Below are 21912 nucleotides of genomic sequence, written 5' to 3'. Positions count from 1 at the left end.
CCCCGAGGTTGACGGTTAAGCGTCGAGCTATGCTGGCCTAGCAGCCCAACCGGATACTGGCTATAGTAGCGCCGATCGACAACGCAGCTACGTCAGAGGATAAAATCACCTCGACTGCTCGAGTGCGGATAGGGCGTAAGGCGCTAACATTACACACTGAGGTTAGGAATGGTTATGGAATGTCGAGAAAAGTGTGGCGCCTGCTGTATTGCGCCGGCGATTAAGCAACCATTTTATGGCATGCCACAGGGTAAGCCTGCGGGTGTAGCCTGTGTGCATCTGGATCGACACCTGGGATGCCAGCTATTTGGCGACCCGCGCAGACCCCAAGTTTGTGCGGACTTTAGGCCAGAAGTGGCTTTTTGTGGCACGAGCCAACAAGAGGCGATGCAGATTATGTTGACCCTAGAAGGGCTGATACCTGAGGAAAATCAACCTCAGCCGCACTGTTCAAATGAATGGCTAGCCCTAGAAAAAGGCTGAGCTGCTCTGTGCCACGCGGATTGCCAGCTGGGCATAGAGTGGGTCTTTTTTATCAGTAGGCAGGTTAAAGGTTTTGAACAGTGATAATTCTTCCCAATTCTGGAGCCCCCAGCCAATGTGTCGGTCCCGATTGTGGATTAGATTGGCCAGGGTGATCAACCCAGCGGGGTCTGGCACCGATGAGGCCCGACTAATTTTGCGGTACAGTCGGGGAACGTCGGCGAGCTTCTGCGGAAACGACCATTTTTCTAAGATGGCGGAGCCCAAGGGCCCGTGCAGCCGATCGATGACCTTGCCCAAGGTGATATTGTCCTGAATTAAATCATCGCGTGCTTCAGCATAGGCTAGGATGGGGAGCGCACCCAAACGATGGACAAGGCCCGCTAGCAGGGCCTCATCGGGCGGCACTAGATGGCAGTGCGTGGCCAATACGGTCGCCCAGTTGGACACTTGTCCGGTCAGTTGCCACAAGGCCCGCAGGCGCTTTTCAATCATCTCGCTGGTGGCTTGAAACATCTGCTCCATGGCCAGGCCGATCGCTAGATTTGAGGTGTAATGCATGCCCAGTCGACTGACCGCGACGGTGAGATCATTGACCTCCTGTGGCGCCCGCAATAGCGGACTATTGACTACGCGAATAATGCGCGCCGATAAGGCGGCATCTTGAGCGATGATTTCGGTCAGGTTTAGGATGGTGGAATTGTCGCATTCAGCGACATCTCGAACCTTTAACGCCACTTCCGGCAGGCTAGGCAGGGTCAGCCGGTCGTTTTGTAAGGCGGCCAAGATGTCATTCGCTATCGTTTCAACTAAGTAACTCATGCTGCCGATTAGGTTCCATAAGATTGTTAAATCTCAGTCTAGTCGCTCTGCTACAACCTGCTGATTGTTATCAGCATAAAGAGTGGGGTGATCGGGTCCGATTTTGAGAATCGCTAAGGCTAACTGTGACGTTTCAGTAGCGCCCGCCTGTACTATATCCCCGATGGCTACAGTGCCTTGGTATATCTTGCCATCGGCCGATGGCACTTGGCCGGACCAGCGCAAGGCACAGAGGCTTTTTTTGCTGGCCCCTTTAAAATGTAGCCGGGCAATGACTTCTTGTCCCGTATAACAGCCTTTTTTGAACGAAATACCGCCCTGTTTGTCCAGGCTGAAATTCTGCGGAATCCACTTTTCGGCCTGGTCGTCGGTCAGCCAGAGCGTTTGACTGGTGATATCAGCGGCCTGCCAAACACCGCTGTCGCTGGCCATTAATGGCAACAGATGGTCCATGACCGACTGATAAAACTGCGCATCGCTATCCAGCCAAACCAACCAACGACCGTCTGGCGCTTGGCACTGAAAGCGGCCCGTGGCCTCCTCGGGTAGAGTTGTGAGCCAGTTCTCGCCAGACTCACCGAGCAGTCCAAAGCCCTCAAACCGGTCAGAATTATCGGTCAACTGCGTGCCGCGAAAAAAAGCGATGTATTGGCTCAAATGTTTTGCCAAGCGGACGGCGCTGCTGCGATGACAGCAGAGGTGAATAATCGGCTCGGCAGCCTTGCTGCGAATCAACCAGACATTGGTGATGGCGCGACCCTTGGCGTTACAGAAGGCGCCGGGGCTGGCCTGCTCAGGAATCAGCAGGTTGATGTCTTGAGTGCATTGGCCCTGAAGGAATTTCACGGTGTCTTTACCGCTGATGGTGAGTACGGCGAGATGCTCCAGCGGATAGGCGGTTATTTGCTTCATAAGGCTCGGTTTGGTTACCTGTTGGTGTTAAACTTAGGCCTATAATAGGCCCTAATTGGATAATTGACAGTGGACACTATAGAAAAACAAGCAGAACAGCTACGCCGACTGGTTTGGCACAGCCGACGCGGGATGCTGGAGTTGGACGTATTGTTATTACCCTTTACTGAAAATCATTACAGCGCTCTTAATGAAACGGATAAAATGGTCTATCGTCGCATGATCGATTGCGAAGATCAGGACCTGTTTAATTGGTTTCTGGAAAAATCTAAATCGGCCGATAGTGAAATTCAGCGCATTGTTGAATTGGTTTTGGATAATGCCCGTAGTCATTGAGGCTGGTATCAGTGCGCCCAACCGACGCGCCGGATACCTTTGGCTGGCAACTTTCCAAGGCATGGTGCTCTCGACTCTGTTGTCTTGGCCGCTAACGACCCATCTACTGTGGTTCACGTTGCCCTTCTTAGGGCATTTTTTTTGGTCTGCGGAATATCGAGCGAAGCGGATTCGTTTGGCACTCGATGGCGTCCAGTTATCGACCGACACGGCCATAGAGCGCTTTCAATGGCACGGTGAAGGGCGCTTATCTCACGCTTTTATGCAGCTTGAACTAAGCCAAGACGACGGTCAGCGACTGACCCTCACCATCTGGCAGGACAGCGTCAGCGCGGCCAGCTGGCGCGCCTTGAATATGGGCTTCCGGGTAATGCAACCGACATTGCGCGCCGCCCAGGACCGTCAACATTTGCCAGATGGCGCATGGCTCAGGCTTTTTTAGGTGACAGGACGGTGATCTGGGCCTGATCGCTGAGCTCTGGATGACTGCGGGTGAAGTGCAAGCCGCGACTTTCTTTGCGTGACAGCGCCGATTCGATAATTAATTCGGCGACCACAACCAGATTGCGTAGCTCCAATAGATCGGCCGTGACACGGAAGTTCGAATAATATTCGCTAATCTCTTGCTTAAGCAATCCCACTCGTCGCTTGGCGCGCTCCAGTCGTTTGTCGGTCCGCACGATGCCAACATAATCCCACATAAAGCGGCGCAATTCGTCCCAGTTATGGGTGATCACAATCTTCTCATCGGAATCTCCGACTCTCGATTCATCCCATAAGGGCAGTTTTTCCGGATCAAACTGAGTGGCCGAGGACACTTGAATGTGTTCCGCAGCGGCCTGGGCATAAACGATGCATTCGAGCAGCGAATTGGAGGCCAGGCGATTGGCGCCGTGTAATCCGGTATAGGTGCATTCGCCGGCGGCAAACAGGCCGGCCAAATCGGTTGCGCCCTGAGCATCGATGCGGATGCCGCCGCAGGTATAGTGTGCCGCCGGGACAACCGGCAAGGGCTCCTTGGTCATATCGAAGCCATATTCCAGACAGCGGCGATAAATGGTCGGAAAATGGCTTTTAATAAAGTCCGGCGATTTGTGAGAAATATCCAGATACAGATTGTCGACGCCCAGACGTTTCATCTCATGGTCAATGGCTCGGGCGACTATATCCCGGGGGGCCAATTCGGCCCGTTCATCAAAGTGCTGCATAAAGCGTTCGCCATTGGGCAGCTTGAGGAGCCCGCCTTCACCGCGCAGCGCCTCGGAAATCAAAAAGGATTTGGCCTTGGGGTGAAATAAACAGGTCGGATGGAACTGATTAAACTCCATATTAACAATCCGGCACCCCGCTCGCCAAGCCATGGCAATGCCGTCACCGGTCGCGCCATCCGGATTGGATGTGTACAGGTAGACCTTGCTGGCCCCGCCGCTGGTGAGCACAGTAAAGCGGGCGCCAATGGTAACCGCCTGGTCGGTCAGGGTGTCGAGAATATAGGCCCCAACGCAGCGATTTTCCTGGTCGACAAGGCCGAGTTTCTCGGTGGTAATCAGATCAATGGCGACATGGTTCTCCAATATTTGGATATTGGGCGCCTGTCGGACGCGTTTGATCAGCGTCTCGGAAATGGCCAGACCGGTCGCGTCTGCGGCGTGAATAATGCGCCGTTGACTGTGGCCGCCTTCCCGGGTCAGATGAAATTCGACATCGGAGCCATCGACCCGAGTGAACGGCACGCCTTGCTCAATCAACCAATGGATGGCACTGCTGGAGCGCTCGATGGTATGGCGCACGGCGGCTGGATCACACAGGCCTGCGCCAGCATTGAGGGTGTCCTGGACATGCTGATCAACTGAATCGACCTCGTCCAGCACCCCAGCGACACCGCCCTGAGCCCAGGCAGTGGAACCGGTGCCGATCTTTCCTTTGCTGATCACCAGGATGTTCATCGAGGTGGGCAAGCTGAGCGCGGTTGTTAAACCGGCCGCTCCAGAGCCAATAATCAAAACATCGGTCGCAAGGCGCACAGACATGGGCTAAAGCCTCCAAAATAAGATCAATCATAAGGTATAGGGCGGGCGCTTGGGTATTGATTTACCGCAAAAGTCACTGTTACGTCCCTTTTGAGTGGTCATTTTGTTATGACATATGGATTTAGGGCGAAAAAAAGTGCCTAGGTGCTGTCGATTGCCTCGCCCGCGCTATAAGATGCAGTAAAGTTAAGGGCCAGTTGCAATGATAATTGAACAGGGTACCGTCGTGGCCGCCAACGCCGACTGGTTGGTGGTGGAAGTGTTGCAGACCTCGGCCTGCGGGTCGTGCAGCGCCCGGCAAGGCTGCGGCCAAGCGCTTATGAGTGAGTGGGGTGATGCCCCGACTCAGCAGCAGAAAAATCATTTTAAGGTGCCTGCCGTGCTTGGTGCCGAGGTCGGTACGCGAGTTGACCTAGGTATGACGCCAGATACGCTCAGTGTGGTCGCCCTATTAGTCTATTTAGTGCCCTTACTGAACGCTTTTTTAGGTCTGAGTTTGGCGGTTTGGCTGGGTTTGTCAGAACCGATCCAATTGCTCTGCTTGATCGCCTGCCTCGGTCTATCCTATCTGGCCTTAAGTCGCATTCACTTTGATAAATACACCCGTTTGGTGCCGCAAATAGTTCGGCTGCATGGGTTGCGTAAAAGTCCGGACCTAATCGCGTCAAGCCCGATGACCTAGGTGTAAATCAGATGTAAAGCGGCAGCCCACGGCAAGCTTCTGGCCGTACTCTACAGCGCGAAACATCGTCGAATTGGAGTACAACCTATGCAGCATCGATTACCAGTCGCCTTCCTGGCGGCCATGGCTTTTCTGGCCAGTACCCTGGCATATTCCGCCACGGTGGTATTGCCCGATTTCACAGTCCTAGTTGAGCAACAGTCCCCTTCGGTGGTGAAGATCAGCACCGTCGCCAGTCGTATGACCAATTCCCAAGGTCAAACTCAGGAAGATATCCCAGAATTGTTTCGCTACTTCTTCGGCGATCAACTCCCGGAAGGCTTTGAATTCAATACCCCGCAACCCAGTCAGGGTTTGGGCTCGGGCTTCATTATCTCTGCTGATGGCTATATTTTGACCAACAATCATGTCATCGAGGGTGCCGACGAGGTCAACGTGCGCCTCACCAATGGGGACGAATATGCCGCCACGGTGATCGGGGCCGATCCGGCCAGCGATGTGGCCTTACTGAAGATCGAGGCCAGCAAACTACCGGCCGTGACCTTTGGCAACAGCGATGAGTTGAAGGTCGGCGAATGGGTCTTGGCCATCGGCTCGCCCTTTAACTTCGAATACAGCGTCACCCAAGGCATCGTAAGTGCTAAGGGTCGTGCATTGGGCGGCAGTGACCGCTACGTGCCCTTTATCCAAACCGATGTCGCGATCAACCCCGGTAACTCCGGTGGGCCCTTGTTTAATCTCAAGGGTGAAGTGGTTGGCATCAACTCGCAGATCTATACCCGTTCGGGTGGTTTCATGGGTGTCTCTTTCGCGATACCGATTAACATTGTCAAGAATGTTGCCGAGCAATTGAAAGAAAATGGCTCGGTTCTGCGCGGTTGGCTTGGGGTCGAAATGTACCCTCCTTTTAATGATGATGTTGACCTGGCCAAGTCCCTCGGTTTGGAGCGACCCGAAGGTGCACTGCTAGCGCGAGTTATCCAGGGTAGCCCCGCCGCCGACGCGGGCTTATTAGCTGACGATGTGCTGGTTGAGTTTGACGGCATTAAGATCAAGCGCTATTCCGACTTACCACCTCTAGTCGGCGTGATCAGTCCCGGTGCTGAGGTTGAGGTCAAGGTGGTTCGGGCCGGCAAAAATAAATCTCTGACCGTTAAAATCGGCGTGTTTAATCCGCAAGCCATGGCCCGGAGCGTTACCCCAGCCCAACCGCAAGCGGACAACCCACTGAACATTATCATCGAAGATGCCGGTGAGCGAAATGGCGTGGTGGTGTTAGATATACTCGACGGTCCGGCTCTCCGCGCCGGTCTGCGCAAGGGGGATATCATTACCATGATGAGGAATGAGTTTGTCCGCGATAAGGGCGACTTTGACCGCATTGTGACCGATTTGCCTGAAAATGGCGCGGTAGCGGTGCGCATTTTGCGGGGCGAGAACATTGTTTACCTGGCCATCCCGACCAAGTAAATAACCTAAGGCCCTGCCACCGCGCAGGGTCCTGACGTTCGGCCGTTGGTTTTTTTAAGCCCCTCAGCAATTGCAGTCCATGCCACCGCACCAGCCCCCGCTGTGGCTTATATCGAGTTTATTGCCCCGTTGACGATAGTGTTCGCAGGTGAAATGGTTTAAACTCGCCGCCCCATTTTTAGCAAGTGAACGCCTACGTGAGCAGCGATTTATCCCATATCCGCAATTTTTCAATCATTGCCCATATCGACCATGGTAAATCGACCCTGGCTGACCGTTTTATCCAACATTGCGGTGGCCTAGCCGACCGCGATATGGCGGCCCAGGTGCTCGATACCATGGATATCGAACGCGAACGGGGCATCACCATCAAGGCCCAGAGTGTCACCCTGAATTACCCAGCCAAAGACGGTAAGGTGTACCAGCTGAACTTTATCGATACGCCTGGCCATGTCGATTTTTCATACGAAGTGTCGCGCTCCTTGGCCGCCTGTGAAGGTGCCCTCTTAGTGGTCGATGCCGCCCAGGGCGTTGAAGCCCAGTCGGTCGCCAACTGCTACACTGCGATCGAACAGGGTTTGGAAGTGGTTGCGGTATTGAATAAGATGGATCTGCCGCAGGCCGAGCCGGATCGAGTCGCCAATGAAATTGAAGAAATTATCGGCATTGAGGCCCACGACGCGGTGCGTTTGTCGGCCAAGAGCGGTATTGGCATCCAAGACGCCTTGGAAGAAATTGTGCGTCGGGTTCCGCCGCCGGTAGGCGATCTTACAGAAGACCTGCAAGCCTTGATTATCGATTCTTGGTTCGATAATTATCTCGGTATTGTCTCCTTGGTGCGGGTCAAAAATGGCGTGCTCAAGAAGGGCGAGAAAATATTAATCAAGAGTTCCGGACGCACCCACGTAGTGGATCGTCTGGGTATCTTTACCCCCAAGATGACCGATACTAAGGAGTTGAAAGCCGGCGAAGTCGGTTTCATCTGCGCCTCCATCAAAGAAATTAAGGGCGCCCCCGTCGGGGATACCATTACCGCACATAATACCCCCGATGTGGCTCAATTGCCCGGTTTCAAGAAGGTTAAGCCGCAGGTCTATGCGGGCTTGTTTCCGGTCACCTCAGACGACTTTGAAGCATTTCGAGATGCCTTAAATAAGTTGCAGCTCAACGATGCTTCGCTCTTTTTTGAACCAGAAAGTTCCGATGCCTTGGGCTTTGGGTTTCGCTGTGGTTTCCTTGGCATGTTGCATATGGAAATTGTCCAGGAGCGCCTCGAGCGGGAATACAATCTCGATCTAATTACCACCGCTCCGACCGTGGTATACGAGATTCTCAAGACCGATGGTACCGTGGTGATGGTAGACAATCCGTCTAAGTTACCGGCAGCTAATAATATTCAAGAATTTCGTGAACCCATCGTGTTGGCCAACATACTGGTTCCTAAAGAGCACGTTGGTAACGTGATCACCCTGTGCATCGAAAAGCGCGGTATACAACGTGAGATGCAATATATCGGTGGCCAGGTGTCGCTCAGCTATTATTTGCCCATGGCCGAAGTGGTTCTGGATTTCTTTGACCGATTAAAATCAGTCAGTCGGGGCTTTGCCTCGCTCGACTTTAGCTTTGATCACTTCGAAGACTCGCGTCTGACGCGCCTGGACGTGTTGGTCAATGGTGAGCGCGTCGATGCGTTGGCGATCATCATGCACAGCGACACGATCCAGCGCCGCGGTCGCAGCCTGTGCGACAAGATGAAGGAACTAATTCCCCGTCAGATGTTCGATGTGGCCATTCAAGCCGCGGTCGGCAGTAATGTGGTCGCTCGAACCACGGTTAAGGCGCTGCGCAAAAACGTTATTGCCAAATGTTACGGCGGTGATATATCGCGCAAGAAGAAACTGCTGCAAAAGCAAAAAGACGGTAAGAAACGCATGAAACAGGTCGGCTCGGTATCCATTCCTCAGGAAGCCTTCCTAGCCGTGTTGAAGATTGATAGCTAGGCTGAAGCTACCGATGGTGGCCAATACAAAGAGAAAGGTGGGTCACCTAAAGGGTTCGCAGCCTTGTGTAAACAGGCCCATTGCAGCGAATTTATATGACCAAGGGCACTCTGCGCACTGAATGCCCGCCACTAGAGTGACGTCTTAATTTGCTAAGGGTGGGCTAGAACCTACTTTTAAGGAGAATGAATGAGTTTGTATGGCTTATCCGCCCTAGTCTTACTGTTAGGTACTGTATTGACGGCTTTAGTGTTTCTCAGCTATCGAAAACGCTTGGCTGAGCTCACGGTCGAGTCTGACGTCACCGAAATGTCGCTGCAGCAGATGTTCACGTCTACGCCACTTGAGCGCGGTTTGGGCTATGCCCTGGTGGCTCTGATCGGTTATCTGATCTGGCAGACCATCACCCAAGGCTTTGATTTTGCCTTGCTGATGATTGGTGCGACCGGCTTTACCGGCTTCGTCTATCTCCTTGATTACCGCCTTACCCGCAAGACCCGTCTGGCCATCCTAGAGCGGGCGAGCGTGCAGATTCCCGAGTTTGAGGAGACCGTTGACACGGCCACATTGGAACCGGGTTTGATTGAAAATAGCCGGGCCTTTTTCCCCATCCTGGTCTTCGTGTTTGTCTTGCGCAGTTTTCTGCTCGAGCCCTTTCAAATTCCGTCTGGGTCTATGAAGCCAACTCTTGAAATCAGTGACTTTATTCTGGTCAATCGCTTTGTCTATGGCATCCGCATGCCGATTTCCAATAAGGTGATCATCCCAATCGGGACGCCCCGGCAAGGCGATGTGATCGTCTTTAAACCACCCCATGAGCCGGATAAGAATTTTATCAAGCGGGTGATCGGTGTGCCGGGTGACCTGATTCAGTACGATTATTCTCGCAAGATCCTGCGCGTCAATGGCGAGGTGGTGCCTAAAGACCTGATTGAAAAACGCACCGATGAGGCCGGTCGATATAACCTCTACAGTGAAAATCTGTTCGGTCGTGAGCACCAGATCTACAACAATCAGTCTCGAGCGATACGCCGTCCCGATGAATGGTTGCCGATCAATGGTGTTACGGTGCCTGAAGGTAAGTACTTTGTGATGGGCGACAACCGCGACAACAGTCAGGATGCCCGTTATTGGGAAGGCACTCGACGGCTGCAAACCGGCGATTTTAGCAACAATGGCAACAATGCCTGGGGTTTTGTTGACGAAGATTCCATTCTGGGCCAAGCTTTCGTTATCTGGATGCATTGGCAGGGGTTCTACCCCAGCTTTGCCCGCACGGGCTTTATCCAATAATTGACCGGACAGTAGGCAGGAGACAAACATGAAGAGTTTGCACCGACAGCGCGGTATGTCACTGTGGGGCGTTGTGTTCCTAACTGCGTTGGTGCTGTTCACCGGCTTGCTGCTCGTCAAGATGTCCGGAGTTTATTATGATCATCAGACCCTGAATAAGACGATCCGGAACGCGTTGGCAGGCCAAACTGCCACCGGTTTTTCCGAGTCTGAATTCTTCGATCGGGTGGCCAAAAACATGCAAATCAATGGTATTCGCATTGATTTAAAAAAAGAACTCACCTACGACAAACGCCAAAGTCCGCCTGTTGTGGTGCTCAACTATGAAAAACGCGAACATCTGTTTTTGAATGTTGATGTGGTTATGTCTTTCCATCAAGAATATGAGTTGTAGCCTTGTTAACCCACTATCCACGCCTCTTTAAGTCGATTCAATACACCTTTCAAGATCAAGAGCTGCTCGAGCAGGCCCTGTCGCATCGAAGTTTTTCCCGCAAGAACTATGAACGGATGGAATTTCTCGGTGATGCAATCTTGAACTGCACCATAGCCCAAGCCCTATTCGAGCGTTTCCCTAATGCCAAAGAAGGTCAGATGTCGCGTCTGCGGGCCCAATTGGTCAAGGGTGAAACGCTGGCCGAGTTGGGCCGAGAGTTTAATTTGGGTGATTTCCTCAAGTTAGGCAGCGGTGAGCTTAAAAGCGGCGGTTTCCGGCGCGACAGCATTCTCGCCGACGGCGTCGAAGCGATCATCGGTGCCATCAGTCTGGACGCCGATTTGGCTCAGGCGCAGCGGGTGCTGTTAAGCTGGTACGAGGATCGCCTGTCCCGCCTAGATCTAAGCGAAAACATTAAAGATTCCAAAACGAAATTGCAGGAGTACCTGCAAGCACGTCGAATGCCACTGCCTGATTACCAGGTCACGGCCATTGCCGGTGAGGCCCATCAACAAGAGTTTACGGTTCATTGCGCGGTTGAAACGATGGCGGAACCCTTTGTTGGGGTGGGTAATAGTCGGCGCATCGCCGAACAAGAAGCGGCTCAGGCCGCGTTAAAAGCATTAGGCGAGGACCAATAAGATGACCGAACAGTTTACCCTGGATACCCAATGTGGCTTTGTCGCCATCGTTGGACGACCGAATGTTGGCAAATCGACGCTGATGAACCATCTCTTAGGTCAGAAGATTTCCATTACCTCGCGCAAGCCCCAAACCACTCGTCATCAGATTACCGGCATCTGGACCGAAGAGCAGACCCAAATCGTCTTCGTTGACACCCCGGGCATGCATCGTGGCCAGGAAAAGGCCATTAATCGGGTGATGAACAAGGCGGCGGACTCAGCCCTGAATGATGTCGATGCTGTCTTGATGGTGGTTGACCGCACCGTCTGGTCCGATGAAGATCAATGGGTGCTCGATAAGCTGGATGGCATCAAGGCACCGGTTATCTTGATTATCAACAAGGTGGATCATCTGGAAAACAAGCAGTCCTTGTTGCCGCATCTTGAGCAGGTCAATAAAAAATACCCCTTCGCCGATGTGATACCGGTGTCGGCGCTGCAGGGCCACAACCTCGATACCCTGATCAAAGTCTTGAGTGCAAAAATACCGGCGGGTCTGTTTCATTTTCCCGAAGATCAGGTTACCGATCGCAGCCAGCGCTTTATGGCCGCCGAAATCATCCGTGAGAAAATCATGCGCCAGTTGGGTGCCGAGCTGCCCTATTCGACGGCCGTTGAAATTGAACAGTTTGAGTTTGAAGACCGGATTCTGCATATCCACGGTTTGATTTTGGTTGAGCGCTCAGGACAAAAGCGCATCGTGATCGGTGACAAGGGCGAGCGAATTAAAAAAGTCGGCCAAGAAGCCCGTGTCGATATGGAAAACTTGTTCGAAACCAAGGTGATGCTCAACCTGTGGGTGAAGGTAAAGGGCGGCTGGGCCGACGACGAACGAGCGCTGAAAAGTCTCGGTTACTACGACCAGTAATCATGGCGTTCGCACGTGTTGTCCGCACCGAGGCGCTATTGATCCACGCCTGGCCCTATCGGGAAACGGATTTTCTGGTCGAATTGATGACCGAAAAATGCGGCCGGATCCGCTGCCATATGCGCAACAGCCGCCCGGAGGCATTCCGCCCGTTTGAGATTAAAGTAACCCAAGCCAAGGGTTACTTTTCGGCAAGCGACTTCCGCTACACCCAGTCGCTGTTGATTCGCCATAACGAAGCACGGCTGATCGGGCTCTATGTTAATGAACTGGTCTACCGCCTCGTCCCTACTGCGCTGGTGGATGAATCCCTATACGGCAGTTACCTGGCCACCCTGGCGCATCTTGAAGTGCGCATTCGGGTCCAGGCAGCCTTGCGGTTTTTTGAACAGCGGGTCCTGCAGTTGATTGGGCATGCGCTTGACTATCGCGCCGACCGAAACTCTCAGGCCATTGTCGAACAGCAGCGCTATAATTTCATGGCCAATAGCGGCTTTAATCCAAGTGCCGATGGGCGTTACACCGGGGCCCAATTGCTCAGTGTGGCACGCGCCGATTATGATATAGCTGGTGCGCTGACCCTCGCTCGGGAATGTCAGCAGCAGCAGATCGAGGCGATCCTTCAGCCCCAAGCTCTATTTAGCCGCAAGTGGTCTATCGCCACATCGGCACCGCATCGAGAATCGTCCAAATGAAAGGCATTGGCACCGATATAGTCCAGATTTCACGTATCAAGACGGTCTATGACCGACAGGGTGAGCGTTTTGTCGCGCGGATCCTGTCGTCGGCTGAGCAGCAAATTTTTCATCAACGGCACCAAGCGATCAGTTTTTTGGCCAATCGCTTTGCTGGCAAAGAAGCCCTCGCCAAAGCCTTGGGTACCGGAATCGGGCAGGGCGTGCGCTTTGTCGATTTGGAAATACTGCCCAATACATTCGGTCAGCCGGAGGTGACGCTCAGGGGAGTGGCACTTGAGCGGCTAACCGCCTTGGGCGCGACGCAGGCTAAAATCAGTCTCAGCGACGAACAAGACTATGCCGTGGCCTTTGCCGTGCTCCTCTAGCCGGTTTATTAGCCGACGCACGGTCGCTGGGTTATGCGCCGAACAATGGCTTTTAGCCTAGAGCGTTGGCATTGTTTTAGCCGAGGCGTTGAGCCGAAGGGCATAGACCTTAAGCGCCCGCTCAAAGCCTCGATCGACATCGTTTTCACCCACCCAACGCGCTACACTCTCGATCTCCTGATTTAACATCACCAAGGCATCATCAAGCCCAGAACGGTGATCCTGTTTGAGCAGCTGTTCGGCATGCTTAAGCGTCATTTGCAACCTGGGAAGACCGCAATAGAGAGTGGCCCCATGCAATCGATGAATCCTTTCCAGCAGCGCTGTTAGATTATCCTGACGATAGAGCAGGTTGATCTGCGCCTGATCGTTACTCAACGAATCCGCTAGCATGGCAAACATATCTTTGGCCAAGCCGAGTTTGCCATTGGCCTTTTGTAGGCCACTCACCAGGTCGACCGGCTGCTCGGCGACTAACATCGGTTCGAGTCGGACCGCTGGCTGATCCTCTTGTTCGAACGGTTCGGTCTGATCTTGTGGCGCCAGAAGCGTGACACCAGTCCATTTCGATAGGGTCTTGTGCAACTGGTCTTCATCGATTGGTTTGGCTAAATAGTCGTCCATGCCGGCCAATAACATCGCTTCGCGTTCGTCAGCCAGGGCGTGTGCGGTCAAAGCGACGATCGGAACACGCTGCGGCTTAAGCTCAATTTTGCGTATTTGGCGCGTCGCGCTTAAACCGTCCATTGTTGGCATCTGAATGTCCATAAAGATAAGATCATAGGCTTGGACTCGGGCCTTGTTGAGTGCTTCTTCGCCACCGGCGGCGGCATCGACCGCGACCCCAATATCTTCTAAGAGGGTGACAATCAGTTTGAGGTTGGCGGCATTATCATCGACCGCCAATACTTTAATAGTTGACTTCAGATCGCGCAATTGCAGCTCAGTCTTTGCATTTGGGTTATCGATATGCGGTGTAATCATCTGTTTAACGGTTTGATATAGATCGCTGTTTCGGACCGGGCTGGTCAGGTAAAATTGACTACCCTGCTCAACTAAGCGGGCGCTTATATCGTCGTCGCTGCCATCGGCAATAACCAACGCTGGGCAGGCCAGGTCGCGCTCGATCTTGAAGAGCGCACGACAGAGTTCGTCGTCTGTTGGCTGCTGCGCGAGAGCAATGACGGCTATATTGGGTCTGGGTGATATATTCTGTTCCAGGTGAGCAATCAATTCAGCCGGCGTATTGAGTTCGAAGGTCATGGCACCCCAGCCTTCGAACTGATGGCGGAAAGCTAAGCGAGACATTTCCCGTTGTTCCACCACAGCAACCGTAAGGCCGACCAATGCCGTTAATTTTGGCGGTTGCTGCACCGCCGGCGCGATGTCGGCGCGAATATTGAACCAAAAGGTTGAGCCCTTGTCTTTCTGGCTTTCCAGGCCGATATCGCCGCCCATCTGCTCAACCAAGCGCTTGGAAATAACCAAGCCCAAGCCGGTTCCGCCAAATTCTCGGGCCGTTGACGAATCCGCCTGAGAAAAGGCCTGAAAGAGGGTCTTCTGTTGGATCTTGGTCAAGCCAATGCCGGTATCTGTCACGCTCACGCGGACCGTAACCTTATGGCCCTGATGTTGTTCGATCATCGTGCGCACCACCACGCTGCCGTCGTTGGTAAATTTGATCGCATTGCTGATTAGATTGGTGAGCACCTGTTTCAGCCGCAATGGATCAAAGATAAGTTGTTCGGGTACATCGTTATAGAACAGCGACACCACCTCTAGGTTTTTCGCCGCTGAGGCCGGATTGAGCATCGCCAAGACCTCCTCGATGGCGACACGAAGATTGCTGCTGCGATTATCCAGGGTCAGTTTACCGGCCTCTATCTTACAGAAATCCAGTACATCATTGATTATGGTTAACAGGACCTGCGATGACGACATGATGGTGTCGACCTGATCCGCTTGTTTTTTGGTCAGATTCGAGCGACCCAAGAGACGCGCAAAGCCGAGGATGCCATTAAGCGGCGTGCGGATTTCGTGGCTCATATTGGCCAGAAATTCAGTCTTGACCTGGTTGGCCCGCTGCGCGTCACGTCGGGCCATATCCAACTCGATGTTTTGAATCTCAATGGTTTCTAAGGTTTCACGCAGATCCAAGGTGGCCTGTTCGACGCTATTTTGCATCTCGTTGTAGGCATCTTTGATGGTTTCAGCCATGGCATTGATACCCACCTCCAGTTCGCGCAGTTCGCCCTTGGAATGGGTCGGCACCCGAGACTCCAGGTTGCCCTCGCGAATCTCAATGACGGTCCGAATCATATGGTGCACCGGCCGAATAATGGCTCGATTCAGATAGAAGGCAATACCGGCGATGATAAAGAGGGTGGCCAGCAGCAGGGTCAGATTAAGCAGTATGGATTGGTAGTGGCCGACCCGGGTATTGGCATAGTCGAACTCGCTTTCCACCCAGGCAATCGGCTGCGGGTTCGCCGTGCGCAGCTCTATATCCTGCGGCGCTAAGATGGGCGCCAGAAATCGATAGCTGGCGTGACTGATATACAGGCGGGTGGCCCGCGTATCGCCGATGGCAAAGGGATAGGCCGGCCCCATGGGATTTGGGCCCGATACCAGCCACTCTGAGGTCGATGCATTATAGAGCCGAATTGAACGTGCATCCTGCTCATTGAGCGCCCTGCGGATCAAGGCATCGAGTAGCGGCGTGTCGGTCTGAGCTACCGGCAACGACAGGGTGTCGGCGAGGCGGTTGGCCACGGCCTCGGAGCGTTCCATAAAAGCCTGTTGTTGATGTTGGATGTCGGTCAGGGTGAACCAGCCAAGGGCCAGCAGGCCCAGAAATAGGGCAGGAATCAGTGAAATGTAGAGCAGTCGGTTCTGCAGACCCATGGCGTTCATATCCAGCCTTATCTTGTTGTAACACCGAATCAGGTAGCCGGTTGTTATCGGGAGAGACCAGCAAGCTGTATTATTATGGTCCACAAGTGCAAAAAATGGAGGAGAATTTGCCGTTAATTGTGGCAAATGGCCGGTGAATTAAACGTCCACTGTTTGGTTTGGTGGCTTTGCGCTTCGGCTGGGGCGGCTAATAACCCAAATTCGATAAGTTGTGCCCTTTGGTTATTATTTCTTTGAGTTATAACAAGCTACAATAGGGTGGAGATTACTGAATTTGGAAGTCAGATGAGCCCATTTCCCACCATTGAAGACTTTATCGGGCACACCCCGTTGGTGCGGTTGCAAAGAATGAACCCCAATCCGAGCAATACCATTCTCGCCAAGCTAGAAGGCAACAACCCAGCCGGGTCGGTTAAGGATCGGCCGGCCATGAATATGATTCGTCAGGCCCAATTGCGTGGCCAGATCAGTCCGGGCGATACGCTGATCGAAGCGACCAGTGGCAATACCGGTATTGCCTTGGCCATGGCTGCGGCCATCATGGGGTATAAAATGACGCTGATCATGCCGGCCAATCAGTCCGAAGAGCGGCGCGCGAGCATGCGTGCCTACGGCGCCTCGATCATCTCGGTGAGTGCGCAAGAGGGCATGGAACATGCCCGCGACTTGGCCCAACGCATGCAGGCCCAAGGCTTGGGGATCGTGCTAGATCAGTTCAGTAATCCGGACAATCCACAGGCACATTACCTCAGCACCGGGCCGGAAATTTGGCAGGACAGCCAAGGGCAGGTGACGCATTTTATTGCCTCCATGGGTACCACCGGTACCATTATGGGTTGCTCACGCTACCTGAAAGAACAGAATCCAGCGGTGCAAATTATTGGCTTGCAACCGACCGATGGCGCCCAAATCCCGGGCATTCGACGTTGGCCGGAGGCCTACCTGCCGTCCATCTTTGACGCCCAGCGCGTCGATAGTATTATCGATATGGACCAGTCAAGCGCTGAGCACGCCATGAAACGCCTAGCCGCCGAGGAAGGCATCTTCGCCGGGGTCAGTTCCGGGGGGTCGATCGCCGGTGCCTTGCTCTTGTCAGAACGGGTAAATAATGCCGTAATTGTTGCCATAGTGTGCGATCGTGGCGACCGCTATTTATCAACCGGGGTATACAACAGTTGAAGCGCAAACCGAATCAATTTTCCAAAGCCAGTTCAAAACCGTTACCAGCGCCGTTAACCCTGGATATTCTGCGCTATAGCCACGATGGGCGCGGCATTGCCAGTCACGAAGGGCGCGTGGTAATGGTCGCCAATGCCTTGCCCGGTGAGCAGGTCGTCGCGACGATCGATCAGGCGGGCAGCAAGCTATGGCAAGGCCGCAGTACCAGTATTATCACTGCCAGCCCAGTGCGTTTGGCGGCACCTTGCAAACTCTATGGCGTGTGCGGCGGCTGCCAGCTGCAACATCTGCAGCACGCCAATCAATTGCCGGTTAAGCAGCAGACCGTAAGTGATCATTTACGTCGAAATGGATTTAAGGAGCAGGCCTGGTCTGAGCCATTGCTGTCGGAGCCCTATGGCTATCGCCATCGAGCCCGATTCCATGTCGACAAGAAGGGCCAGGTTGGCTTTCACGCCGAGAAGGGTAATCGGCTGGTTCCAGTCGCTCAGTGCCCGGTGTTAACGCCGGCGCTGGAGCAGGCCTATCAGACCTTAGTGGCGTCAGCCCCGATGGTCGGCATCGTGCAATTTGAACTGGTGGTGGACGATCAAGGCCAGATCGGGGTTGTGGTTTTGGACGGCAAGCCGATCGCCAGTGCGGACTTTTACCTCTGGTCGAATAGCCAGGGCTGGTGGTCCACTCAAGCGCTCAGTTATCAGGCCGGCGCGGCAACCGTGACCGCCTTACCCGGTGAATTCACCCAGGTGAATCGCTCGGTAAATCAGCAGATGATTGCACAGGCGCGTCAATGGCTGCAATTGACCGCTACCGATCGCCTGCTCGACCTGTTCTGTGGCAATGGCAATCTCAGTCTGGCGTTAGCCGATGAGGTTGCAGCTTGCTTGGGTTTGGAAGCCAGCCATTCGGCCATTACGCAGGCGACTAGTGCCGCGCAAGGTCGTCCGCAGGTTCTGTTTGAACAGGCCGATCTCTTTACGGTAGATCTCTCCAAGCTGGCCGCGGTCCGCAGCTTTGAGCCAACGGTAATGCTACTCGATCCACCCCGAGCGGGCGCTGAAGCTCTTTGTGCGGTGTTGAAGAAGATACCCTCGGTGAAAAAGATCCTTTATGTGTCCTGTGATCCGGCGACCTTGGCGCGTGACCTAACGCTCTTGGTCGACGCGAAGTGGCGGGTTCGGAAAATCGGCCTAATCGATATGTTTCCCCAAACTCGTCATATTGAGACGATGGTCTACTTAGAAAAGCGAGCCAAATCTTGAAAGTACGTGAAGATCAGCCAGTGTTCAGCGACGGAACCGTCGACCTAAATGCCTGGCTGGAACGAGTAAAAAGCAAAGCCACGATCGTAGACGAAGAGCAACTGCTGCGCGCCTGCCGTATTGCTCGCACCGCCGAACAAGAGGCCGACCATCGCGCCAATGATTGGGGCACAGACGCCTCGGCCTTTAAAACCGGTCTGGAAATGGCTGAGATTCTGGCGGACCTGAGCCTCGACCAGGACGCCATAGTGGCCGGAATCTTATATCGTACGGTACGTGAAGAAGAATTGGAGTTGGACACCGTTAAGGATCAGTTCGGCCCTAAGGTTGCCACCCTGATTAATGGCGTGGCGCGCATGGCTGCGATCCATCGGCAACAAAAGTCGACCAAATCGAGTGTGCTCGGGCAAACCGAAACCCAGGGCGAGGCGGTTCGCAAGATGCTGGTTGCGATGATTGATGATGTGCGCGTGGCGCTGATTAAATTGGCCGAGCGCACCTGTGCCATTCGGGCCGTCAAAAACGCCCCGGTGGCGCGCCGTTACAAGGTCGCCCGCGAGGTTTTTGATATATATGCCCCCCTGGCTCATCGGCTCGGCGTTGGCCACCTGAAGTGGGAGCTTGAGGATCTGGCCTTCCGTTATCTGGAGCCGCAAGACTATAAGAAAATCGCCCAGTTGCTCGATGAAAAACGGCTCGACCGGCAGGACTATATCGAGAAAGTTCAGAGTTTGATTACCGAGCAAATCGAAGCGGCCGATATTCACAAGGCGCAGATTCAAGGCCGCGCCAAACACATCTATTCGATCTGGCGAAAAATGAAGCGCAAGAATATTAGCTTCAGCCAGGTCTATGATATTCGTGCCTTTCGCATTCTCGTCCCCGCCGTGCGCGACTGTTATTCGGTGCTCGGTATCGTGCACTCACTCTGGCGTCATATCCCGCGTGAGTTTGATGACTACATCGCTTCGCCTAAGCAAAACGGCTATCGCTCATTGCACACCGCGGTAATTGGCCCGGAAGGTAAGGTCGTCGAAATACAGATTCGGACCGCCGATATGCATGAGGACGCTGAACTGGGCGTCTGTGCCCATTGGCTCTACAAGGGCACCGATGCTAAGCGTTCTCAATCACGCGGCTACGAAGAGAAGGTCGCCTGGTTACGTCAAGTGTTGGAGTGGCATGATGAACTTGGTGGTATCGACGAGATGGTCGAGGAACTGGGCGCCGAAGTCACCGTCGATCGTATCTATGTGTTAACGCCAGAGGGCCATGTTGTCGACCTATCAGCTAGTGCTACGCCAATTGATTTTGCCTATAAGGTCCATACCGATATTGGTCACCGATGCCGAGGTGCCAAGGTTAATGGCCGCATTGTCCCGCTGAATACCCCGCTGAGCATTGGCGACCAGATAGAAATCTTGACCGGCAATGAGGCTACACCGAGCCGCGATTGGTTGAACGCCGATCTGGGTTTTGTGCGCTCATCCCGGACGCGCGCGAAAATAAAGCATTGGTTTAAATCGCAGGACCGGGACATCAATATCCGCGACGGCAAAGACATGTTGGTGCGCGAACTGCGCCGCTTCAATATCGATAAGATCGATATGAAACAGCTGGCCCAGCTGGTCAATTTCCACAGCGACGACGATCTCTTTGCGGCCTTGGGTGCTGGCGATGTGCGCCTGATGCATGTCGTGCATCACGCCGAAGACATGGTCAATCCGCCCAAGGTTAAAGCCATTAATTTAGCGGTGCCGAAAAAGCAGAACCATTCAAGCGATTTAGTGATTCATGGCGTCGGAAATCTCTTAACGACCATCGCCAATTGTTGCAAACCGGTACCGGGCGATGCGGTTGAAGGCTTTATTACCGTGGGCCGCGGGGTATCGATACATCGCGATGATTGCTCGAACCTGCTGCAGTTGAAAGCCATTGAACCGGAACGGATTCTGGACGTGTCCTGGGGTGGCGAGGTACGCACCACCTATCCGGTCGAGTTGTTGGTGGTCGCCTATGATCGAACCGGTCTGCTCAAGGATATGATGACGGTGCTGGCCAATATAGGGGTTAATATTATCTCCATGAACAGCTTGTCGAATAAGGCTGACAACACAGTGGAAATGAGACTCACCGTGGAGGTCGAAGACTTGCACGGTTTGGGCCGGGTTATGGCACTGTTGTCAAAGGTTGCCAATGTCGCCGATGTTCGGCGCGTGTACCCAAAAATTCATTGATTGGAGTTAGGCAGATGACGGCACGCTTCGACTATGCGGATTTACAGACCCTGATGGCGCGGTTACGCGACCCGGTGGATGGCTGTCCGTGGGATATCAAACAGACCTATGCATCGATTGTCCCCCACACGCTCGAAGAGGTCTATGAGGTGATCGACACCATCGAACGCAATGATTTGCCTCATCTGGCCGAAGAGTTGGGTGATCTGTTGTTTCAGGTGGTTTTTTATGCCCAAATTGCCGCCGAAGAGGGCCATTTCTCGCTCGATGATGTGGTCCATGGGCTGGTGACCAAGCTGGTTTATCGTCATCCGCACGTCTTTCCCGATGGCTCTCTGGCCAGTCGAGCCGGCGCCTCAGCTATAACCGACGGTGCCGTGAACGATCAGTGGGAGCGCTTGAAGGGTCTGAAGAAGCCGGCTAATGCTCGCGTGCTCGATGATGTGCCCTTGGCCTTGCCCGGTCTGTTGCGGGCTAAAAAATTGCAGGCGAAGGCGGCGCGGGTCGGTTTCGATTGGCCGCTGATTGCCGATGTAATGAGCAAGGCCGATGAAGAGTTGGCAGAGCTCAAAGAAGCGATCGCCTCCGGAGATGCCGATGCCATCGAGGACGAACTCGGTGATCTGCTCTTCGTTCTGGCCAATGTCGCCCGCCATACTGGATTGGATCCAGAGCAGGCGGTGCGCCGAACCAATCAGAAGTTTAGCCGACGTTTCGGTCATGTTGAGGATCGGGTCCGTGGCAGCGGCCAATCTTGGCCTGATTTTGAGCTGGACAGTCTGGATGCGTTTTGGCGTGAAGCGAAGGATTTGGAGCGCAAATAGACCCACTAGCTGAATTGCACCCTCGACTTAAGCAGCAGCTTGATTTCTCGCTGGGGTACTCCGCAGTTGGGCCAATATAATTGGCCGGCAACTGGCCCAGATTGGCTCCGGAACTGGCTTAATCTATATCGATTCGTTATGCTTAAGCCTATATTTATTATGACGTAACCTATTATGAAGCATCATTTTTCGCTGACTTTTAAAGTCACAGAGCGCCAGGCTGTCGACGTTAAAAAAGTTGCGCAACGTATTGCCGGCAGTGACTTCCATGTTGAAACTGCAGATTTGGCCGGCACCGAGTTCAGTGTCCATTTTGCCCGGGAAGGCGACCATGCCGCGGATCTCTTGAACTATGCCCGGGAGCAGGTCTTGAATGCGATGCCGGGTGCCGAGTTGGTGTCGGTGGATATGTCGGAAGA

The 21912-nt window shown here is 53.6% G+C and carries 21 protein-coding genes; 17 read left to right on the top strand and 4 right to left on the bottom strand.

The window, feature by feature from the left end:
• The first annotated feature begins 168 nt into the window (after window positions 1-168).
• Window positions 169-483 carry a YkgJ family cysteine cluster protein gene (locus AC4FIC_RS12550; protein ID WP_337957395.1) on the top strand — a complete coding sequence of 105 codons (315 nt, stop codon included), beginning with the start codon at window positions 169-171 and terminating at the stop codon, window positions 481-483.
• Here the strand turns inward: AC4FIC_RS12550 and AC4FIC_RS12545 are convergent.
• Both AC4FIC_RS12545 and ygfZ read right to left on the bottom strand, forming a co-directional pair.
• Window positions 469-1305: an HDOD domain-containing protein gene (locus tag AC4FIC_RS12545; RefSeq protein ID WP_100257630.1), complete on the bottom strand. Its 837-nt coding sequence runs from the start codon at window positions 1303-1305 to the stop codon at window positions 469-471. The genes AC4FIC_RS12550 and AC4FIC_RS12545 overlap by 15 nt on opposite strands.
• Window positions 1306-1338: 33 nt before the next feature.
• Window positions 1339-2217 carry a CAF17-like 4Fe-4S cluster assembly/insertion protein YgfZ gene (gene ygfZ, locus AC4FIC_RS12540; protein ID WP_100257629.1) on the bottom strand — a complete coding sequence of 293 codons (879 nt, stop codon included), beginning with the start codon at window positions 2215-2217 and terminating at the stop codon, window positions 1339-1341.
• A gap of 69 nt (window positions 2218-2286) precedes the next feature.
• Here ygfZ and AC4FIC_RS12535 point away from each other — a divergent pair, with 69 nt between their 5' ends.
• Together AC4FIC_RS12535 and AC4FIC_RS12530 are read left to right on the top strand one after the other, a co-directional pair.
• Window positions 2287-2553: an FAD assembly factor SdhE gene (locus AC4FIC_RS12535; RefSeq protein ID WP_452595865.1), complete on the top strand. Its 267-nt coding sequence runs from the start codon at window positions 2287-2289 to the stop codon at window positions 2551-2553.
• The gene (locus tag AC4FIC_RS12530) at window positions 2537-2995 is read left to right on the top strand and encodes a protein YgfX (RefSeq protein ID WP_100257628.1); all 459 of its coding nucleotides are present in this window, start codon (window positions 2537-2539) and stop codon (window positions 2993-2995) included. Before AC4FIC_RS12535 ends, AC4FIC_RS12530 begins: the two co-directional genes overlap by 17 nt.
• Here the strand turns inward: AC4FIC_RS12530 and nadB are convergent.
• Complete coding sequence (gene nadB, locus AC4FIC_RS12525; RefSeq protein ID WP_273285166.1) at window positions 2982-4583, bottom strand: L-aspartate oxidase; 1602 nt, start codon at window positions 4581-4583, stop codon at window positions 2982-2984. The genes AC4FIC_RS12530 and nadB overlap by 14 nt on opposite strands.
• A 202-nt stretch (window positions 4584-4785) precedes the next feature.
• Between nadB and AC4FIC_RS12520 the strand changes: the two genes are divergently transcribed.
• The 9 genes from AC4FIC_RS12520 to acpS all read left to right on the top strand — a co-directional run bounded on the left by AC4FIC_RS12520 (window position 4786) and on the right by acpS (window position 13078).
• Window positions 4786-5265 carry a SoxR reducing system RseC family protein gene (locus tag AC4FIC_RS12520; RefSeq protein WP_100257626.1) on the top strand — a complete coding sequence of 160 codons (480 nt, stop codon included), beginning with the start codon at window positions 4786-4788 and terminating at the stop codon, window positions 5263-5265.
• 87 nt (window positions 5266-5352) lie between these two features.
• Window positions 5353-6735: a Do family serine endopeptidase gene (locus tag AC4FIC_RS12515; RefSeq protein WP_476194276.1), complete on the top strand. Its 1383-nt coding sequence runs from the start codon at window positions 5353-5355 to the stop codon at window positions 6733-6735.
• Window positions 6736-6932: 197 nt separating this feature from the next.
• Window positions 6933-8735, top strand: a complete 1803-nt coding sequence (gene lepA / locus AC4FIC_RS12510) for a translation elongation factor 4 (protein WP_100257625.1) — start codon at window positions 6933-6935, stop codon at window positions 8733-8735.
• A 189-nt stretch (window positions 8736-8924) separates the two neighbouring features.
• The gene (gene lepB / locus AC4FIC_RS12505; RefSeq protein WP_227003662.1) at window positions 8925-10028 is read left to right on the top strand and encodes a signal peptidase I; all 1104 of its coding nucleotides are present in this window, start codon (window positions 8925-8927) and stop codon (window positions 10026-10028) included.
• Between the two features lie 28 nt (window positions 10029-10056).
• Entirely contained in the window at window positions 10057-10422 is a 366-nt protein-coding gene (locus tag AC4FIC_RS12500; RefSeq protein WP_100257624.1) for a DUF4845 domain-containing protein, read from the top strand.
• A gap of 2 nt (window positions 10423-10424) precedes the next feature.
• Window positions 10425-11105, top strand: coding sequence for a ribonuclease III (gene rnc, locus AC4FIC_RS12495; protein ID WP_100257623.1), 681 nt, complete (start codon window positions 10425-10427; stop codon window positions 11103-11105).
• 1 nt (window position 11106) lies between these two features.
• Window positions 11107-12015, top strand: coding sequence for a GTPase Era (era, locus tag AC4FIC_RS12490; protein ID WP_100257622.1), 909 nt, complete (start codon window positions 11107-11109; stop codon window positions 12013-12015).
• A gap of 2 nt (window positions 12016-12017) precedes the next feature.
• Entirely contained in the window at window positions 12018-12710 is a 693-nt protein-coding gene (gene recO, locus AC4FIC_RS12485; protein WP_100257621.1) for a DNA repair protein RecO, read from the top strand.
• Window positions 12707-13078: a holo-ACP synthase gene (gene acpS, locus AC4FIC_RS12480; protein WP_100257620.1), complete on the top strand. Its 372-nt coding sequence runs from the start codon at window positions 12707-12709 to the stop codon at window positions 13076-13078. The genes recO and acpS overlap by 4 nt, the downstream gene beginning before the upstream one ends.
• Window positions 13079-13135: 57 nt before the next feature.
• Here acpS and AC4FIC_RS12475 read toward each other — a convergent pair whose 3' ends face one another.
• Window positions 13136-15991 (bottom strand): response regulator, encoded by a 2856-nt coding sequence (locus AC4FIC_RS12475; RefSeq protein WP_476195048.1) that lies wholly within the window; start codon window positions 15989-15991, stop codon window positions 13136-13138.
• 285 nt (window positions 15992-16276) lie between these two features.
• Here AC4FIC_RS12475 and cysM point away from each other — a divergent pair, with 285 nt between their 5' ends.
• The 5 genes from cysM to AC4FIC_RS12450 all read left to right on the top strand — a co-directional run.
• Complete coding sequence (gene cysM, locus AC4FIC_RS12470) at window positions 16277-17170, top strand: cysteine synthase CysM (protein ID WP_100257618.1); 894 nt, start codon at window positions 16277-16279, stop codon at window positions 17168-17170.
• Window positions 17167-18432 (top strand): class I SAM-dependent RNA methyltransferase, encoded by a 1266-nt coding sequence (locus tag AC4FIC_RS12465; protein ID WP_100257617.1) that lies wholly within the window; start codon window positions 17167-17169, stop codon window positions 18430-18432. The genes cysM and AC4FIC_RS12465 overlap by 4 nt, the downstream gene beginning before the upstream one ends.
• Window positions 18426-20669, top strand: coding sequence for a GTP diphosphokinase (relA, locus tag AC4FIC_RS12460; RefSeq protein ID WP_193437341.1), 2244 nt, complete (start codon window positions 18426-18428; stop codon window positions 20667-20669). Before AC4FIC_RS12465 ends, relA begins: the two co-directional genes overlap by 7 nt.
• 14 nt (window positions 20670-20683) lie before the next feature.
• Window positions 20684-21493, top strand: coding sequence for a nucleoside triphosphate pyrophosphohydrolase (gene mazG / locus AC4FIC_RS12455; protein ID WP_100257615.1), 810 nt, complete (start codon window positions 20684-20686; stop codon window positions 21491-21493).
• A gap of 174 nt (window positions 21494-21667) precedes the next feature.
• Window positions 21668-21912 (top strand): hypothetical protein (locus AC4FIC_RS12450; protein ID WP_476195046.1); only part of this gene is annotated, 245 nt, incomplete at its 3' end.

This window comes from Reinekea sp. (assembly GCF_982785585.1).
The sequence above is the reverse complement of the archived record's forward strand: the minus strand, read 5'-3'. Positions and strand labels throughout refer to the sequence as shown.

Excerpts from the sequence above, each read along its gene's own strand:
- AC4FIC_RS12550 (WP_337957395.1), top strand. The coding sequence starts at position 169 with ATGGTTATGGAATGTCGAGAAAAGTGTGGCGCCTGCTGTATTGCGCCG.
- AC4FIC_RS12545 (WP_100257630.1), bottom strand. The coding sequence starts at position 1,305 with ATGAGTTACTTAGTTGAAACGATAGCGAATGACATCTTGGCCGCCTTA.
- ygfZ (WP_100257629.1), bottom strand. The coding sequence starts at position 2,217 with ATGAAGCAAATAACCGCCTATCCGCTGGAGCATCTCGCCGTACTCACC.
- AC4FIC_RS12530 (WP_100257628.1), top strand. The coding sequence starts at position 2,537 with ATGCCCGTAGTCATTGAGGCTGGTATCAGTGCGCCCAACCGACGCGCC.
- nadB (WP_273285166.1), bottom strand. The coding sequence starts at position 4,583 with ATGTCTGTGCGCCTTGCGACCGATGTTTTGATTATTGGCTCTGGAGCG.
- AC4FIC_RS12520 (WP_100257626.1), top strand. The coding sequence starts at position 4,786 with ATGATAATTGAACAGGGTACCGTCGTGGCCGCCAACGCCGACTGGTTG.
- AC4FIC_RS12515 (WP_476194276.1), top strand. The coding sequence starts at position 5,353 with ATGCAGCATCGATTACCAGTCGCCTTCCTGGCGGCCATGGCTTTTCTG.
- lepB (WP_227003662.1), top strand. The coding sequence starts at position 8,925 with ATGAGTTTGTATGGCTTATCCGCCCTAGTCTTACTGTTAGGTACTGTA.
- AC4FIC_RS12500 (WP_100257624.1), top strand. The coding sequence starts at position 10,057 with ATGAAGAGTTTGCACCGACAGCGCGGTATGTCACTGTGGGGCGTTGTG.
- era (WP_100257622.1), top strand. The coding sequence starts at position 11,107 with ATGACCGAACAGTTTACCCTGGATACCCAATGTGGCTTTGTCGCCATC.
- recO (WP_100257621.1), top strand. The coding sequence starts at position 12,018 with ATGGCGTTCGCACGTGTTGTCCGCACCGAGGCGCTATTGATCCACGCC.
- acpS (WP_100257620.1), top strand. The coding sequence starts at position 12,707 with ATGAAAGGCATTGGCACCGATATAGTCCAGATTTCACGTATCAAGACG.
- AC4FIC_RS12475 (WP_476195048.1), bottom strand. The coding sequence starts at position 15,991 with ATGAACGCCATGGGTCTGCAGAACCGACTGCTCTACATTTCACTGATT.
- cysM (WP_100257618.1), top strand. The coding sequence starts at position 16,277 with ATGAGCCCATTTCCCACCATTGAAGACTTTATCGGGCACACCCCGTTG.
- mazG (WP_100257615.1), top strand. The coding sequence starts at position 20,684 with ATGACGGCACGCTTCGACTATGCGGATTTACAGACCCTGATGGCGCGG.